Annotated in this window: 13 protein-coding genes and 1 riboswitch; of the genes, 6 read left to right on the forward strand and 7 right to left on the reverse strand. The window is 62.1% G+C overall.

Annotated features, from left to right (window positions below; translation table 11 throughout):
• Positions 1 to 63: 63 nt before the first annotated feature.
• Both GGR38_RS12475 and GGR38_RS12480 read left to right on the forward strand, forming a co-directional pair.
• Positions 64 to 1,656, forward strand: coding sequence for an ABC-F family ATP-binding cassette domain-containing protein (locus GGR38_RS12475; RefSeq protein WP_183626012.1), 1,593 nt, complete (start codon positions 64 to 66; stop codon positions 1,654 to 1,656).
• Positions 1,657 to 1,688: 32 nt separating this feature from the next.
• A riboswitch (yybP-ykoY riboswitch) is annotated at positions 1,689 to 1,845 on the forward strand.
• Positions 1,846 to 1,859: 14 nt separating this feature from the next.
• Entirely contained in the window at positions 1,860 to 2,867 is a 1,008-nt protein-coding gene (locus GGR38_RS12480) for a sodium:calcium antiporter (RefSeq protein ID WP_183626014.1), read from the forward strand.
• Here the strand turns inward: GGR38_RS12480 and GGR38_RS12485 are convergent.
• Positions 2,842 to 3,786: a LysR family transcriptional regulator gene (locus GGR38_RS12485; RefSeq protein ID WP_183626016.1), complete on the reverse strand. Its 945-nt coding sequence runs from the start codon at positions 3,784 to 3,786 to the stop codon at positions 2,842 to 2,844. The two genes, GGR38_RS12480 and GGR38_RS12485, sit on opposite strands and share 26 nt — an antisense overlap.
• A 104-nt stretch (positions 3,787 to 3,890) precedes the next feature.
• On the opposite strand from GGR38_RS12485, the gene GGR38_RS12490 reads away from it, so the two are divergent.
• Positions 3,891 to 4,922, forward strand: coding sequence for an aromatic ring-hydroxylating dioxygenase subunit alpha (locus GGR38_RS12490; protein WP_183626018.1), 1,032 nt, complete (start codon positions 3,891 to 3,893; stop codon positions 4,920 to 4,922).
• Here GGR38_RS12490 and GGR38_RS12495 read toward each other — a convergent pair whose 3' ends face one another.
• The gene (locus tag GGR38_RS12495) at positions 4,923 to 5,852 is read right to left on the reverse strand and encodes a LysR substrate-binding domain-containing protein (RefSeq protein WP_183626020.1); all 930 of its coding nucleotides are present in this window, start codon (positions 5,850 to 5,852) and stop codon (positions 4,923 to 4,925) included. It lies immediately after the preceding gene.
• Positions 5,853 to 5,955: 103 nt separating this feature from the next.
• Here GGR38_RS12495 and GGR38_RS12500 point away from each other — a divergent pair, with 103 nt between their 5' ends.
• Entirely contained in the window at positions 5,956 to 8,214 is a 2,259-nt protein-coding gene (locus tag GGR38_RS12500) for a TonB-dependent receptor (RefSeq protein ID WP_246404585.1), read from the forward strand.
• A gap of 36 nt (positions 8,215 to 8,250) precedes the next feature.
• Here the strand turns inward: GGR38_RS12500 and GGR38_RS12505 are convergent, their stop codons facing one another.
• A complete protein-coding gene (locus tag GGR38_RS12505; RefSeq protein ID WP_246404587.1) occupies positions 8,251 to 8,646 on the reverse strand; it encodes a hypothetical protein in 396 nt (131 codons plus the stop codon).
• A gap of 153 nt (positions 8,647 to 8,799) precedes the next feature.
• Positions 8,800 to 9,954, reverse strand: coding sequence for a lactonase family protein (locus GGR38_RS12510; protein WP_183626024.1), 1,155 nt, complete (start codon positions 9,952 to 9,954; stop codon positions 8,800 to 8,802).
• A 149-nt stretch (positions 9,955 to 10,103) separates the two neighbouring features.
• On the opposite strand from GGR38_RS12510, the gene GGR38_RS12515 reads away from it, so the two are divergent.
• Positions 10,104 to 11,048 carry a LysR substrate-binding domain-containing protein gene (locus GGR38_RS12515; RefSeq protein ID WP_246404590.1) on the forward strand — a complete coding sequence of 315 codons (945 nt, stop codon included), beginning with the start codon at positions 10,104 to 10,106 and terminating at the stop codon, positions 11,046 to 11,048.
• Between the two features lie 89 nt (positions 11,049 to 11,137).
• Here GGR38_RS12515 and GGR38_RS12520 read toward each other — a convergent pair whose 3' ends face one another.
• Positions 11,138 to 11,728, reverse strand: a complete 591-nt coding sequence (locus tag GGR38_RS12520) for an outer membrane protein (RefSeq protein ID WP_183626026.1) — start codon at positions 11,726 to 11,728, stop codon at positions 11,138 to 11,140.
• A gap of 310 nt (positions 11,729 to 12,038) precedes the next feature.
• Here GGR38_RS12520 and GGR38_RS12525 point away from each other — a divergent pair, with 310 nt between their 5' ends.
• Entirely contained in the window at positions 12,039 to 13,157 is a 1,119-nt protein-coding gene (locus GGR38_RS12525; protein ID WP_183626028.1) for an FAD-dependent monooxygenase, read from the forward strand.
• A 2-nt stretch (positions 13,158 to 13,159) separates the two neighbouring features.
• Here GGR38_RS12525 and GGR38_RS12530 read toward each other — a convergent pair whose 3' ends face one another.
• Entirely contained in the window at positions 13,160 to 14,068 is a 909-nt protein-coding gene (locus GGR38_RS12530; RefSeq protein ID WP_183626030.1) for a LysR family transcriptional regulator, read from the reverse strand.
• A 55-nt stretch (positions 14,069 to 14,123) separates the two neighbouring features.
• The gene (locus tag GGR38_RS12535; protein WP_183626032.1) at positions 14,124 to 16,568 is read right to left on the reverse strand and encodes a TonB-dependent receptor; all 2,445 of its coding nucleotides are present in this window, start codon (positions 16,566 to 16,568) and stop codon (positions 14,124 to 14,126) included.
• Positions 16,569 to 16,609: the final 41 nt, after the last annotated feature.

Here is a 16,609-nt window from a genome sequence, read left to right on the forward strand (position 1 = left end):
ATGAAATGGACCGGAAGGCGCGCTGATCAAGCCCGTCCTGTTTTGCAATTTTCCGGTGTCATTATGCCTGCGTTTCTTACTCTTGATGGCGTTTCCATCGCCACGCCCGCAGGGCGCGTGCTGTTTTCCGATCTCTCTTTCAGCCTGAATCGTGAATGCATCGGCCTTGTCGGGCGCAATGGTTCGGGCAAATCCAGCTTGCTGCGCGCGATCATCGGCGAAATCGCGCCTCTGTCGGGCCATATCACGCGGATGGGCACCATCGGCATGGTGCGACAGAACCCCGCGTCGGAAAGCCTGACAACAGGCGAGGCGCTGGGGATTGCCGATGCTCTGGCCCGGATGGAACGGATCGAGGCCGGGAAAGGCAGCGAAGCGGATTTTGCCGAAGCAGACTGGACCCTGCCTGCCCGGCTCGACGAGGCTTTGGCCAAATCCGGCCTTGGCCCGGTGGACCATGCCCGCGCCCTGTCGACTTTCAGCGGCGGAGAACGGACCCGGCTGAGCATAGCGCGCCTGTGGCTCGATGGGCCCGACCTGTTGCTGCTGGACGAGCCGACCAACAATCTTGATGCCGACGGGCGTGAGGCGATGGCGGGCCTGTTGGCCGACTGGCGCGGCGGGGCGCTGATCGCCAGCCATGATCGCGCCTTGCTGGAGCATGTCGATGGCATCCTGGCCCTATCGCCCACCGGCACGACATGGCATGGCGGGGGATGGTCCTGCTATGTCGAGGCGCGCGATGCGGCGCAGGCCCGGATGGAGGCCGATGTCGAACAGGCCGAGCGTGAAAAGGGCGCCGCCGCGCGGCAGGCGCAGCAGGCCCGCGAGCGTCAGGCCCGCCGCGACCGGCGCGGCGAGGCCTATGCCGCCAGCGGCAGCGCGCCCAAAATCCTGCTGGGCCGTCAGCGCGAAAGGGCGCAAAACACGGGCGGAAGGGGCCGGATGTTGTCCGATCAACAGGTTGTCGAGGCTTCGGCCCTGCTGGCCAATGCCAAGGCACGGCTGGACATCGCGATACCGCTGAAAATCGAGCTGCCTTCCTCGCTCTTGCCCGCCCATCGGCAGTTGCTGTCCTTTGACCATGTTTCATGGCATGCGGCAGGGCGGAAGGTGGTGGATGACCTCTCCTTCACTCTGCAAGGCCCTGAACGGGTCGCCCTGACGGGTCGCAACGGGGCGGGCAAGAGCACGGTGTTCAAGCTGGCCTGCGGACAATTGGCGCCGCATTCGGGGGAGATCAGACGGCCCGATGAGCCGCTGGCCATCCTCGATCAGCATGTCGATATCCTCCACCATGGCGCCACGATCCTCGACAATATGCGGCGGCTCAACAAGGCTCTTACCGAGAATGAGGCGCGCGCGGCATTGGCCCGCTTTGCCTTTCGAAATGTCGAGGCGGACCGCGTCGTGGCCGGATTGAGCGGCGGGGAATGTCTGCGCGCGGGTCTGGCCTGCATCCTTTCAGCGCGTTCCATGCCGCCGCTGCTGTTGCTCGATGAACCGACCAACCATCTCGATCTGCCCTCGATCGAGGTCATGGAGCGCGCGTTACGCGCCTATGACGGGGCGATCTTCGTCATCAGCCATGATCGCGCCTTCCTCAACGCCATCGGCATCACCCGAGAAATCACCCTGCCTCCTCCCTCCGGTTGACACACAGGCCGGAAAGGGCCAAAGGGCGGCTTCCCTTGGGGAGTAGCCATCCGCATTTTCAGCGGAGCGCATGTCAACAAACTTGGCCTCGGCCATGGCATGTGCGGCCTTTATGGTTCGGCGAGACCATGGATCGGCATGCACTCGGGGTCGGGCGCGTGCCCGGTTCATGTGTCCAATCTCCGGCCCCGTGGAATCTGTTCATGTCTTCTTTGACGATCACCATCGCGCTGCTGCTTGGGTCGGCTGTCGTGATCTATCTGGCCTGCGAATATTTCGTGAATGGCGTCGAATGGGTCGGCGAAAAGCTGGACGTGGGCCAAAAGGCGACCGGCACCATTCTGGCTGCATTCGGCACAGCGCTGCCCGAAAGCGTGGTCACGCTGGTGGCGGTGGCCTTTGGCACGGGGGCTGCGGCCAAGGAACTGGGCGTGGGGGCGGCGCTGGGCGGTCCGCTGGCGCTCTCGACCATCGCCTATGCCACGGTGGGCGTGGTGCTGTTGCTGACGGGGCGGCGGCTTACGGCAACGGCTGACATCGCGCGGGTCTTTCGACATCTCAGCAAGGATCAAGGCTGGTTCCTTGCCATTTTCGCCGCCAAGATCACGCTGGGCCTGATCGCCTTTTCGTGGAAGCCTTGGCTGGGCGTGCTGTTCCTCGCCGCCTATGCGCTTTACGTCCGTCAGGAACTGGGCGGCGAAGGCGATGATGCCGAGGAAGGCATCGAACCGCTGAAATTCCAGCCGCGGCGCGCGGTTCCCGCGACAGCCATGGCTGTTTTTCAGGTGCTGGTGGCGCTGGTGGTGATCTTTATCGCCTCGCAGACTTTCGTGCGGCAATTGGAAGTGCTCGGCCCTGCGCTCGGCCTGCGCCCGCAATTGCTGGCCCTGTTGTTCAGCCCGATCGCCACCGAATTGCCCGAGACGATGAATGCCATCATCTGGGTCCGTCAGGGCAAGTATAAGTTGGCGCTGGCCAATATTTCGGGCGCGATGATGATTCAGGCGACGATCCCGACTGCGCTGGGCCTGTTCTTCACGCCATGGCTGCTCACGCCGCCATTGCTGGTGGCGGCAGGCGCGACGATGGCGGCGATCCTCATCATGTTCCTTGTGTTCCGGCGCGGCATGGCCTCGCGCGGGCTGCTGGCGGGGATGGGGCTGCTTTATCTGGTGTTTGCGGGCGTTATCGCGGCGCTCCATCTGGGTTAAGCGGCGAGGGATCGCGCCCCAGAAACAGGCGCGCGATCAGCGAGCGCAACCAGATCACGCCCGGATCATCCTGCACCCGCAAATGCCAATATTGCGCGATGCCGATCAAGGGTGCAGCAAAAGGCGGATCGATCAGGCGCAGCGGGGCCATCCTGGCAAAAATGGCCCCCACCGCCTTGGGCACGGTGCTGATCAGATCCGAGCCGGCCACCAGCAGCGGCACGCTCATAAAATGGGGCGATTGCAGGGCGACGCGGCGGCGCAGGCCCATGTGTTCAAGCTGTATCTCGAACAATTCCTGACTGCGTCCGCTGGAGGAGACGACGATATGGCCCAATTCCAGAAAGGCTTCCTGCGTCCATGGTGCGTCCAGCGCCGGATGCCCTTCGCGCATGATGCAGGTGAAGGGATGGTCGAACAGCGTCTGCGTCATGAAAGGCCCCTGCCCCAGATCGGGGAAATAACCCAAGGCCAGATCGACAGCCCCTGCCCCCATCGCCTGCACCAGATCGGCCGGACGCAGCGAGCGGCATTCGAGCGTCACCTGTGGCGCGATGCGTTCCATTTCCTTCATCAGGCGAGGTAGGAACACCAACTCGCCAATGTCCGAAGTGGAGAGCACAAAATGCCGCGTGGCGCTGGCCGGGTCAAAATGGCGGCCCGCCAGAATATCATGCTCCACCCCATGCAGCAGGCGGCGCAGGGGATCGCGCAGGCTTTCGCCCAGCGCGGTCGGGCGCATCCCCGCCCCATCGCGCACCAACAGTTGGTCGCCCATCGCCCGGCGTAATTTGCTCAGGGCAAAGCTGACATTGGGCTGGCTCATGCCCAGACGGCGGGCGGTGGCATGGACGCCGCACTCCTCCAGCAAGGCGTCGAGCACCACCAGCAGGTTGAGGTCAAAGCGGCGATAGTCCATGCGTCTTAATCCGTCTGGCTGATTATTATGATTATATCAAACAGTCTGACGGATTATGCCAGATACTTCTAATCTCCCCGCAACCGCCGGGAGAGAGAAGCCACATGACCACCAAGCCATTCCTTCGCAACATCTGGTATGTCGCGGGTTGGGCCGCCGATCTGGCGCCCGGCGCGCGGGTGGCGCGGACGTTTTTGAACCGCCCCGTCGTCCTGTGGCGCAGCGAAGCGGGCAAGGTCTTTGCGCTGGACGACCGCTGCGCCCATCGCGCCATGGCGCTGTCGAGCGGACCGGTGGTGGGCGAGGCGATCCGCTGCCCCTATCACGGCATGGAGTTTGGCGGCGACGGGCGCTGCACCCGCATTCCGGCACAGGACAAGATCCCCGACATCGCCCGTGTCCGCGCCTATCCTCTGGTCGAACGACAGGGGTTACTGTGGATCTGGATGGGGGATGCCGAACGGGCCGATCCGGGGCTGATCCCCGATTATCCCGTGCATGACGATCCGAAACTGGCCTGGCGCAGTTCCTATTTCCATGTGGATGGCAATTGGCAATTGCTGGTCGATAATCTGATGGATCTCTCGCACTTGCCCTATATCCATGCCCACACCATCGGCGGCGACCCGGAATTGCATTTCCGCACGAAAACCCAATCGGAAAAGCTGCCCAATGGCGTGCGCGTGATGCGCCATATGCCCGATTCCGATCCGCCGCCCACCTATGTCGCCGCCGCTGGCTTTACCGGCAAGGTGGACCGCTGGCAGGAGATTGAGTTCGAGCCGGTGATGATCCGCATCCACACCGGCGCCTGTGATCCGGGCACCGGGGCCTATGACGGGCGGCGCGAGCATGGTTTTTCCATGTTCGGCTTTCACGGCATCACGCCGGAAACCGAGACGACCACGCATTACTTCTGGTCGATGGCCACCAATATCCTGACCGACGGCATCCCCGACGAGGTTTTCGAACAGACCGCCCGCACCTTTGCCGAGGATATGGAAGTGCTGAAATTGCAGCAGGCGCGGATGCTGGCCATGCCCGATCTGCCGATGATCGACATTGCCAGCGATGCGGGCGGGCGCCACACGCGCCAGTTCATCGCCCGATGCCTGAAGCGCGAGCAGGAGGGCTGATTACGCCCGCCTTTCGCGCTCTTCCATCACGCGCTCGGCCCATTGGGTGAAACGCTCGATCAGCCAGATCAGCGCCGGGTCCTCGGCGCGGGCGCGGTGGCATTGGATCGCCTCGTCCATGGTGGGGATGGTCACCGGCAAGGGCCAATAGCTTATCGGCAGATACTGAGCCGCCTTGCGCGCCAGCGATTCATGCAGGATCGCCAGACGCCGCGTGCCGATCAGCAATTGCGGCACTGCGGCAAAAGTCGTGGTGGTCAGCGCGCTGTTGATGGTGATGCCCATCTGGCTCAATTCATGGATGGCGAAAGATGAACTGACCGTCCGCCCGATCTGGACCGAGATGAAACTGGCATCCAGCATATCCTCCAGCGTGGTCGGACGCGCCATAAGAGGATTGCCGTTCCATCCGGCCACGACATGGCGTTCCTTGAAAAAGGACACCGCCGGATGCTTCTCGCTGACATAATTGCGCGGGGTGATCAACAGGTCGATCTCGCCCGCCTCCAGCATGGCGATGGCCTGATCGTGGGGCGGCACGATGACGAAGCGCAGATCGGGCGCCTCGCTCTCGATTTGCGGCAAGAGATCGCCCAGCACCGCGACAAGGATGAAATCCGAGACCATCATGCGGAACACCCGCGAGGATGTGGCCGGATCGAAATGGGCGGGCGTGCCCACCAGCGCATCGAGATCGCCCAGCACCGCCTTGAGCCCCGGTTGCAGCCGCAGGGCAAAGGGCGTGGGCACCATGTGCTTGCCATGCTGCACCACCAGCGCATCGTCGAAATGGCGACGCAGGCGCGACAGGGCCGCGCTGATCGCGGGTTGGCTGACGTGCAATTGCTGGGCCGCGCGAGTCACGCTGCGCCGGTCGATCAGCACATCGAGAACCTGAAGCAGATTGAGATCGAGTCCTTTGAAGCGCACATTCTCATTCGTTTTTGTTATTCATTTGATAAATACAAAATATTTCTCTTATGCAAAAGCCCCTGCCATCCTTGCCCCATAAAAATCACATGGGGAGATGAGCATGCACCTGAAATATATGCTGATGGCGTCCGCGCTGATCGCCGCGCCCGCGATGGCGCAGGATCGGAATGCGGGCCAAAATGCAGGCCTGCAGGACATCGTGGTGACCGCCCAGCGGCGCGAGGAAAATCTGCAGAAAGCCGCCCTTGCCGTCAGCGCCGTGGCCGGCGACACGCTGGTCAAGCAATCGGTGACGCAGGCCACCGATCTGTCGCGTCTGGTGCCCGCCTTGCAGGTGGCCCCTGCGGCTTCCTTCACCCAGATCTACATGCGCGGCATCGGCAGTTTCGGCGCCAACGCCTTTGCCGAACAGGGCGTGGCCTTCAACCTCGACGGCATTTATCTGTCGCGCCCGGCCGCCCCCGCCGCGCTGTTCTACGACCTGGAACGGATCGAGGCGCTCAAAGGTCCGCAGGGCACTCTCTATGGCCGCAATGCCAGCGGCGGCGCGCTCAATGTCATCACCGCCAAGCCCAAGCTGGGCGAAACGAGCGGTTTCGTGAATGCTGAATATGGCAATTACAATGCGTTCAAGTCCTCAGCCGCGGTCAATCTGGCGCTGGGCGAACAATGGGCCGCGCGGCTTTCAGGCCAATATGCCCGCCACGACGGCTATATGAGCGATGGCTATGACGATGAAAACACCGGCGCCCTGCGCGGTCAGGTGAAATTCGACAATCGCGCCGGGATCAATGCCACGCTGATGCTGGATTACGGCCATGTGGGCGGCAAGGGATCGGGCGGGACGATCATGCCGCTGATCGGCAATGGCCGCCTTGGGCCCAGCGATCCGGCAGTGGTGGCCGCCTATCTGGGCAAAAGCCCCACCGCGCCGGTGCCGCAGATCACCGCCAAGGGCGATGGGTTTCAGGACAACAGCTATTATGGCGCGGCGCTGACCGCCAATGCCGATCTGGGCTTTGCCACGCTGACGGTGATCCCGGCATGGCGCAAAACGGACCTCAATTTCCTGTCCTATGCCTCCTCGTTCCTGATCCGCGACATTGAAAAATCGCGTCAGGGTTCGGTCGAGGCGCGCCTTGCCAATCGTTCGGGCGCAGTGAACTGGGTGGCGGGCGCCTATTGGTTCAACGAACATGTCGATGCCAACCAGCGCTATGATCAGGGCAGCAATGGCCTTCAGGTCAACTCGCTGCTCGACACGCAGAGCCTTGCCGCCTTTGGTCAGGCGACCGTGACGCTGGCGCCCACCTTCCGCGTGACGGGGGGCCTGCGCTATACCGATGATCGCAAACAGCAGGCGACCAATTTTACCACCATGCCCTTCGTCGGCTTCGTCAGCCCGGGCACCGGCAATTTCACCCCCATTTTCGCCACCATCCCGGCGGTGGCCACCACCGATATTCATTTTCGCAAGGCCACATGGAAGGCGGGCGTCGAATATGATGTCGCCCCGCGCAGCCTGCTCTATGCTTCGGTGGCGACCGGGTTCAAATCGGGCGCGCTCTATGCCGCATCGGGCCAGAACTATTCCGCGCCGGAAAACCTGACCGCCTACACGATTGGCTCAAAGAACCGCTTCCTCGACAACCGCCTGCAATTGAATGTCGAAGCTTTCTGGTGGGATTATCGCAACCAGCAGATCTCGCATCTCGGCCCGGTTCAGGTGGCCACCACGCCGGGCGGCGCGGTCTATGCCCCGGTGTTCCTTACGGAGAATGCGGGCGGGGCCAAGCTCTACGGGATCGAAGCCGAAGTGCTGTTCAAGCCCACGCCCAATGATCTGCTGACCGCAGATATTCAGTGGCTCCACGCGCGTTACAAGACGTTTGGCTATTACGCCTATTCCTCGTCCGGGGCGACGCCTGCGGCCGGTTGTGCAGTTTCGCCCACCTCGCGCATTGCCGCCACCGCGGGCGCGGCCATCTTCAGCGTCGACTGTTCGGGCCGACCGCTGGTCAATGCGCCCGACTGGACGATCAATCTGGCCTATGAACACAAGTTCGATCTGGCGGGCGGGGCGAATCTGACCTTTGGCGCGGACACCCGCATTCAGAGCGCCAGCTATGTCTCGATCGACTATCTGCCCGATGGGCGTCAGGGGGCCTATACCACCAGCAACGCCCGGCTTGCGTATGAACCGGCGGGTGGGCGCTATACTCTGACGGCCTTTGTCAACAATATCGAGGATACCAAGGTCTTTTCGGCCAGCTTTCAAAGCCCGGTCAAGAATGGCGTGCTGTATAACCAACTGCGCGCGCCGCGCACTTTTGGCATTCGCGGATCGCTGCGTTTCTGATGCGTTTGGGGGAGGCTGTCGCCTCCCCCAACTGAATTACCGGTGACGGTGGCCGCCGCCACCTCCGCCCCCCTGCCTGCCGCTGCCCCCACCGCCGGGGAAATGCGGCATCTGCATCCGCTCTCCGGGCGACATAGATCCGTGGAAGGGCTGGAAATTATGCGGTCCGCGCGGTGCCTCACGCATGAAATGGCCGCGATCACCCCGGATATACACCCGGTCACCAAGCCCGCGACGGTAATAGAAATAGCCGTCATTGCCCCAGTAGCCATCATAGATCGAGCCGTAATAGCCGTCATACCACCCGTTATAGGCATAGGGCCCCGGCCCATAGCCCGCGCGGACTCCATAGCCATAATCATCCGCACAGGCCGCCAGAGGCAGCGTGCTAAAGCCGAGAAGCAGAAGCGAGAAGGTTCTTTTCATCGTCATGACAGCCTCCATGATCCAATCGTGGTCCGCCCTGCGCGACATATTGTTTTTATGCGTCGCGCCGGGATGGCCAAAGGGAGATGGCCGGACCGTTAATCTATTATCCGACCGCGACTGTGACCTGTGGCTGAATGAACATTGCGAAACGCCAACCTATCGCGATAGGAATTTGAGGTCCGAGGCTTGATCGATGCTCAGCGTCTCCACCTCTTGCCCAACCACCCCGCTGGCGGAATCGCGACGGAACACTTTGACCCCATGGCTGCGCTGATTGGCGATCAGGACAAAGCGGCCATCGGGCGAAAAGGCGAATTCGCGCGGTTCATTGCCCTCGACCGCCCGGCGGTCGGCCAATTTGAGCGACCCATCTTCGGGCGAGATGGCATAGCTGAGCAGGTGATTGTCGGCGCCGCGATTGGTGACCGAGAGGAAACGGCCATCGGGCGAGAGATGCAGCGCCGCCGCCCCCACCTTGCCCGCGAACCCTTCGGGCGCCAGCGTAACCGTCTGGCGCAGCGTCAAATGACCCTCGCTATGGTCCAGCACCGCCACCTGTCCGGTCATTTCCAGCGTGACATAGGCATGGCGGCCATCGGGCGAAAAGATCAGATGGCGCGGCCCCGATCCGGCGGGCATTTCGGCAAAAGGCTGATCGCGCAGCGCCGAGAGCGGCATTTCGCGCCGGGCCGGATCATAGCGATAGGCATAGATCCGATCGCCGCCCAGATCCTGCACGAAAACAAAGCGGCCATCGGGCGAGGAAACGACCGAATGGACGTGGGGCGAGGCCTGACGCGCGGGATTGACCATACTGGCGCGATAGGTCTTGATCTGCGTGGCCGAGCCCAGCGCCCCGCCCTTGCCCACCGGCAGCACCGCAAGCGTGCCGCCCGGATCGGACGACACCGCATAATTGGCCACGAACAGATAGCGCCCGTCCTTGCTCAGGCTGGCATGGGTCGGCTCGGTCCCCAGCGAGGATGTGCGGTTGATGAAGGTCAGCCGCCCGCTGGCCGGGTCCATCCGATAGGCCGAGGCGCGGCCCACCGGATCACGCCCGCCCTCGCCATTTTCATCCACCGCATAGAGCAGGCGATGATCGGCCGAAAGCACCAGCCATGACGGGTTTTCCGCCGGGCTGACCTGCGCCGGGCGCGGGTCGATATGGCCGGTGCGATCATCGAATTGATAGAGGTAGATGCCCTTGCTCTCGCCCCCGGTATAGGTGCCGATCAACAGCGGCGTGGCCAGAGCCGAAGAAGCACCCAGCATCACACCGAGCGAGCCGAGCAAAACCTTGAAAACCATGATCTGTATCCTGCCAAACGGGTCCGCATTGGTGGCTGGTTCATGGATCACGGTCAAGAAGGGAAAAATTGGTGATCCGGGTGGCCCTGCGCGTCGAATAGGCGTATCGGCCCGTTGCACCGATGCTTTGTAAGGCGGCGCCCCGCATCATGATGGATCTCAACGATTTTGCCTTTTTCGCCGCCGTGGTCGAACATGGCGGCTTTACCGCCGCATCGCGCGCAACCGGCGTTGATAAGGCGCGGCTGAGCCGCCACGTGGCCGCACTTGAGGAAAGGCTGCATGTGCGCCTGCTCCAGCGTTCGACCCGCAGCGTTGTACTGACCCAGGCGGGCAAGAGTTTTTATGAAGGCTGCATGCTGGTCATCGACGGGGCGCGGGTGGCCTGCGAAAGCGTGCTGGAATTTCAGCGCGAGCCATCGGGGACCATCCGCGTGGGCAGCCCGGTCATCATCGCCCAGAATTTCCTCGCCCCCATCCTGCCGCGCTATCTGGCGGCCCATCCCAAAGTGTCGGTGGTGGTCGAATCCACCGATCGCCAGCTGCACCCGCTGGAGGACCGTTTCGATGTGATCCTTTCGGCGCAGGCGCAGTTTCCCGATTCCAGCAGCCTTGTCGCGCGTGAGATCGGGCGCATCCGCCGCATCCTCGTGGCCCATCCCGATTTTCTGGCACAGCACCCGCCGCTGAGCGGCCCGGCCGATCTGATCGATATGCCGATTATCGCGCGCCATACGGATATGGTGGATGAAAGCGCCCGCTGGACCATGCTCAATGAGGAGGATGTGTCCTTCAAACTGGATTTCCAGCCTCGGCTGGTGACGGGCGATCTTCAGATACAGATCGAGGCGGCCCGTTCGGGGCTTGGCCTTGCGCTCCTGCCCGAACCGCTGGTCGATGGGCGGTTGGCCGATGGCGATCTGGTGCGCGTGCTGCCCGACTGGTTCACGCCCGAATACAGCCTGTTTATCGTCTATCCCACCCCGCGCGGCATCCTGCCTTCGGTACGCAGTTTCATCGATTTCGCGCTGGCCAACATCACGGTCGGACCCCAAAAAGCCCGCGGACCAGCGGATGGTGCTGGTCCGCGGTGATGGCGGCCAAGGCGCATTGGGGGGGGTGGACGGGCGCCGGCCGGTGTTAAACCGGTCCAAGCGCGCGCACTTGGCCGAAAGGTCAGATTTTAGAAGCGGTAGGCAACGCCGGCCATGATCTGGTGGCGGTCAAACTTGCCATTGCCTTCGCTGAAATCGGTGTAGCGATATTCGAGGCGCGCCGAGACCTTGTCGGTCAGCTTGCGCTCGACACCGCCGCCCAGCAGCCAGCCATCGCGGTCATCCGAGCTGTGGAGGTTGCCGATATTCGCGCCGACCAGCGTATTGCTGTAGCCGCCGCGCACATAGGCCAGCGTCTTGGGCGTCACCAGATAACCGGCGCGCAGCGACAGATCGACCGAACGCTTGGGCGAGATCGCGGCCAGCCCGTTGCCAAAGCGCGAGCTGATCGGAAAGTTCACTTCGGCCTGCGCGCCCACGACGATGCGGGGATAGACTTCATGGTCATAGCCCATGAACACGCCCAGCGTGCCGGTATCGCTGGTCTGGGCCAGGGGGGTGACGCCAAGCGCGGTGCCGGGGTTGCGCACGTCATTTTCTTCCCAGCCGCCCTGCACGCCGACGAAGGGGCCGGTAAAGCTCTGGGCATTGGCGGCAGCGGGGGCGGCAACAGCAGCCAGAGCGACAGCAGCAACGGCGGTATAGATGACAGACTTCATGATATTCCTCCTGCGCCCGCTGTCTCTTATTGTCCTTTGGCCCGGTTTCTGACGGGTCAGAAAACCGTTGAACCACCGGTGTTTGGCAGCGGGTGTGGCCGCCAAATGGGCCTGTCGCGCGGCAATGATAAGACGGCAATTGCGTGAAGGATTGTTGTTGTGATGATGATAATCGAGGGCACCGGGCCGCAAGGAGCCAGAGCCATCATTTCCATGAATAATCAAAATCCAGATCCATGCGTTTCTCTCCCGGCAACCCTTGCGGCATAGAGGCGGACAGAAGAAAGTTAGGGGCGAGAGAGACATGTCGGTGAATGCGAAATCCTTCCTGATCGTGGGAGGCGGGGTTGGCGGCATGTCGGCGGCCATTTCTCTGCGTCAATGCGGCGCGGATGTGGAATTGATCGATGTTGATCCCCAATGGCGCGCACTGGGCGCCGGGATGACAATCACCGGGCCGACCTTGCGCGCGTTTGACCGGCTGGGCCTGCTCGATAGCGTGCGCGAAAAGGGCTATCTGTCGGACAGGACCAAGTTCTTTTCCAGGGATGGGGAGTTTCAGCGCGAGAATCTGGCCCCCTCGCTTGAAGATGGCCTGCCGCAGGCGGGCGGGATCCTGCGCCCCGATCTTCACGCGATATTTTCGGCCAGAGTGCTGGAATTGGGCGCAAAGGTTCGTCTGGGCATCACCATCACCGATATTGCGCAGGATGATGAGGGCGTAACCGTGCGTTTCAGCGATGGCGGGAGCGGACGCTATGACGCGGTGGTGGGCGCCGATGGTTTTGGCTCGGCCACGCGCGGCATGATCCTGCCTGATGCGCCCCGCGCGCGCTTTACCGGACAGGGCTGCTGGCGCCTGCTGGCCGACCGCCCTGCCCATGTCACCAGCCCGGAGATCTATTTCGGCCCGGATTACAAGGTGGGGGTCAACCCCTGCTCGCCCGACAAGATGTATCTGTTTGCCAATGTGAAAATGCCGGGCAACCCGCATGTGCCCGATGGCGAGCTGGTCGAAAGAATGCGCGCGCTGCTGGCCCCGATCGGGGGGACGATTGCCGGGGTGCGCGAGGGGATCGGGCCGGATTCGGCGATCAACTATCGCCCGCTCGAAGCGATCCTGATCCCCCTGCCCTGGCACAAGGGCCGCGTGGGGCTGATCGGCGATGCGGTGCATTCAACCACGCCCCATCTGGCCTCGGGCGCGGGCTTGTCGGTCGAGGATGGGCTGCTGGTGGGTCAGATGCTGGCTGGTGCGCAGGACGTCGAGGCGGCATGGCGCGCCTTTGGCGAGCGCCGCTGGGAACGCAGCCGCATGGTCGTGGAAAACAGCGTGCTGATCGGCCAATTGGAGCAGGAAGGCGGCCATGACCACCGCATCGCCCAGATCATGGGCGAAAGCGTGATCGCCCTGTCGCAGCCGGTGTAAGATCAGCCCCGCAGACCGCCGGCTGTTTCGGCAATCACGCCGACCAGCCAGCGGATCGCCTCATCATCATTGTTGCTGATCCGCCATTGCACCGCCTCGCGGATGGGCGGAATGGCAAAGGGCAATTCGCGGATGACCAAAGGCATGAAGCGGGAGAGCTGCTCGGCCAAGTGGCGATAGGTGACGGCGATCCGCCGCGATCCGGCGATCAGGCTGGCCTGTTCGACAAAGGATGGCGCAACCATTTCGACCCGCCGCTTCCTGATCCGGCCCAGATAGGGTTCATCGAAAGTCGGCACGCCCCCGCGGCCAAAGCGGCATACGACATGGCCCAGCGAAAAGAACAGCGCCGCATCCATCTCTTCGCGCATCGCGCCATTGCCCGCCCAGCCCAGAATGACGTGATCGTCGGCAAACAGAAACTGGCTGGGATGATCGGGGCTGAGCGCGGATTCCAGCGTCAGCAACAGGTCGATATGCCCGCGTTCGAGCGCCTCATGCGGCGCATCGGCCATGGGCAGGATGGCGATCCGCAGCAAAGGCGCCAATGTTTCAAGCCGGCGCAGCACCGGGGCCAGCAGCACATGAGCGGCATAATCGGAGGCCATCACGCAAATCTGACGATCCGCCGTAACGGGATCGAAACGCGGTTTGGCGGTGATGGTAGCGGTGATTGTGGCGAAAAGCGCGCGCACCGGATTGACGAGTTCCTCCGCCCTTGGGGTCAGCACCAGTTGCCGCCCCTGCATCACCAACAGTTCGTCGCCGAAATAGAGCCGCAGCCGTTTGAGCGAATTTGAAATGGCCGATTGGGTCAGGCAAAGGCGATCCGCCGCCACGGTCACGCTGCGCTCTTTCAGCAGAATGTCGAGCGCAACCAGCAGGTTGAGATCGAGATCGAGAAAGCGCATCGGGATCGCCCCTAGAAGGGCGCGGGAGCATGAAGCCCCCGTGCCCAAACCCGGATCAGAACTTGGCCGACAAGCGCAGGCCAAAGGTGCGCGGCGCCGAATAATGGGCAATGGCAAAGCCCATCGGCGAGGATTGCGGGGCCAGATTGCGGCGCTTGTTCTCAAGGTTCTGGACATAGGCGGTCAGCGACCAGCCGCCCTCGGCGCTGCGCAGGGCCAGCGAGGCGTCGGTGGTCCAATAGGCGGCGACCCGCTCGAAATCGAGGAATTCAAAAGCCGCCCATTGATCGTCGCGCCATGCGGTGTTCACATTGGCGACCAGTTCGCGCTTCTCATCCACCCGAATGACCTGTTCGGCCCCCAGATTGACCGTCCATTTGGGGGAAAACAGCAATTGCCGCCCCGAACAGTTGAAGCTTTTGACCGGCGCGCCATTGCTGAAAGTGCCGGTCAGGCTGGAGGGGCAATTGAAATTGTCAAAGGGCGAGGCCGAGGTCAGATGCAGGTCATTATAGACCGTATCGAGATATTGCACCTTGCCGCTAAGCGTCGTGCCCGAGGCGGGTTTCACCACCAGATCGACATCGAAGCCCTTGATCGTCGAGCGTCCGGCATTTTCATTGGAATTGATCAGCGTGCCATTGGAATCGACGGTGAAATAAGTGATCTGCTGATCCCGGTATTTCCAATAGAAGCCTTCAAGGTTCAATTGCACCCGGTTGTTGAAGAAGCGGTTCTTTGACCCCACCGTAAAGGCTGTGATGAATTCAGGCTTATACTTGATCTTGCTGGGTGAATCGACCATCTGATAGCCGCCCGCGCGATAGCCTGTTTCCACCGTTGCATAGAGCAGGCTGGTGGGCGCCACATCATATTCGGCCGAAACCTTCCACGTCACGCGGGAAAAGGGCGAGCTTTGCTTGATGTTATTATAGGTCTTGATGATCTGCCCCGCGCCGCTGTTCAGCCCGTAAATCACCGTGCCCGCCGTCGCATTGCTGCCCGGAACGGTAAAGCCTGTCGCCGGATTGATATAGCCGTTGCTGCCCAGCCAGCCAATCGCGGCATCGGCGCTGAACAGGTTGGGCATATGCGGCATTTGGCCGATGCAGAAGGGCGGCGTGGTGGTGTTGGCGCAGGAGACGATGATATTGTTGATCAGGCCGTCGATCGACTTGGTGTCATGCGTATAACGCGCCCCGCCCACCAAACGGAAGCGATCGCCTATATGCGCGGTCAATTGCCCGAACAAGGCCCAGCTTTCGGTGTTAAGGCGATAGTTCTGGATCGGCAGGACAAATTCCTGATTGTATATGTTGCTCGCCCGGATCTTTTCTTTGAAGTAAAAACCGCCAAGTACATAGTCCATCATGCCGCGCTTACCCGCAAGGCGCGTTTCAAGGCTGGTCTGGTTCGTGCTTTCATTGACGCTGCCGGTGTTAAACGCCGGGGCATAGATGATCGAATGCTCCTGCGTGTCGCGATAGGCCGGGATCACGGTCAGCTTGCCGATGGGGGTCTGCACATTGGCCTCGGCATGAATGCCCCAATAGGTGATGTTCTGGCTGGGCGCGCTTTGCATGGCCTGGCGGAAATCCATGCCCGGTCCGCCAAGCTGGGTCTTGCGATAGGCGTTGCTGGCCGCGCTGTTAAACCCCTCGCCCGCGCTCAGGCCCGATGGGGTAAAGACATAGCCCGTGGCCGAAGGTGCGTAGGAGCCGAGATAATCGCCCCCCACGCCCAATCCGCCGACATGGCTGTAATCTCCCCCGATGCGCAAAGACAGGTCGCTGGACGGCTCATAAAGGAACTGGGCGCGCAAAGAGCTGCGCCTGGCGTCATCGGTGCCGTCCTTGTTATAACCGTCATGGGAGAACAGCGCCCCGGCAAGACGCAGCGCCGTATGCTCGCTGGTGGCCAGATTGACATGGGCGTCGACATCGACCTGATTGTAATTGCCATAGGCCAGATTGACCCCCATCCCGTTCTTGCCCAATTCCGGGCGCGCGGGCAGGACGTTGATCGCGCCGCCCGTGGCATTGCGGCCATAGAGGATGCCCTGCGGGCCTTTGAGCACCTCCACCCGCGTCAGGTCATAGAAGGCAGCGCCAAACATGCCCCCGCTGCGTCCCAACACCACGCCGTCAAAACTGGGCGTGACGGCGGGGTCGTTATAGCTGCTGGTGGTGATATTGCCCACGCCGCGGATGAAGATCGAGGCCACCGAGCCGCCGGGCGCCGGAATGCTCAGCGCCGGAACCGCCTTGGTCAGATCAGCGGCATTGGAAATCCCGCGCTGGACCAAATCATCGCCGCGCACAGCGTCAATCGGGATCGCGGCTTTTTGCAGAGATTCCGCCCGACGCTGGGCCGTGACGATGATTTCGCCAATGCCCGCGCCGGTTTCGGCCTGCGGTGCTTGGGCCGATGTCTGCGCTTGCGCGGCCCCGGTCAGGGCAAAGACCGAAATGGTGGTGGCAAGAAAGGTGATGTTTTTCATCTTGTAATCCTCCCCGTATAGACGGACTTATTTTATTGTAA

The organism is Novosphingobium sediminicola (assembly GCF_014196525.1).
Taxonomy (GTDB): Bacteria; Pseudomonadota; Alphaproteobacteria; order Sphingomonadales; family Sphingomonadaceae; genus Novosphingobium; species Novosphingobium sediminicola.

Bases quoted from the DNA above. Each gene is read 5' to 3' on its own strand.
- GGR38_RS12510 (WP_183626024.1), bottom strand. From the start codon at position 9,954: ATGGTTTTCAAGGTTTTGCTCGGCTCGCTCGGTGTGATGCTGGGTGCT.
- GGR38_RS12480 (WP_183626014.1), top strand. From the start codon at position 1,860: ATGTCTTCTTTGACGATCACCATCGCGCTGCTGCTTGGGTCGGCTGTC.
- GGR38_RS12500 (WP_246404585.1), top strand. From the start codon at position 5,956: ATGCACCTGAAATATATGCTGATGGCGTCCGCGCTGATCGCCGCGCCC.
- GGR38_RS12535 (WP_183626032.1), bottom strand. From the start codon at position 16,568: ATGAAAAACATCACCTTTCTTGCCACCACCATTTCGGTCTTTGCCCTG.
- GGR38_RS12530 (WP_183626030.1), bottom strand. From the start codon at position 14,068: ATGCGCTTTCTCGATCTCGATCTCAACCTGCTGGTTGCGCTCGACATT.
- GGR38_RS12475 (WP_183626012.1), top strand. From the start codon at position 64: ATGCCTGCGTTTCTTACTCTTGATGGCGTTTCCATCGCCACGCCCGCA.
- GGR38_RS12490 (WP_183626018.1), top strand. From the start codon at position 3,891: ATGACCACCAAGCCATTCCTTCGCAACATCTGGTATGTCGCGGGTTGG.
- GGR38_RS12520 (WP_183626026.1), bottom strand. From the start codon at position 11,728: ATGAAGTCTGTCATCTATACCGCCGTTGCTGCTGTCGCTCTGGCTGCT.
- GGR38_RS12515 (WP_246404590.1), top strand. From the start codon at position 10,104: ATGATGGATCTCAACGATTTTGCCTTTTTCGCCGCCGTGGTCGAACAT.
- GGR38_RS12485 (WP_183626016.1), bottom strand. From the start codon at position 3,786: ATGGACTATCGCCGCTTTGACCTCAACCTGCTGGTGGTGCTCGACGCC.
- GGR38_RS12505 (WP_246404587.1), bottom strand. From the start codon at position 8,646: ATGACGATGAAAAGAACCTTCTCGCTTCTGCTTCTCGGCTTTAGCACG.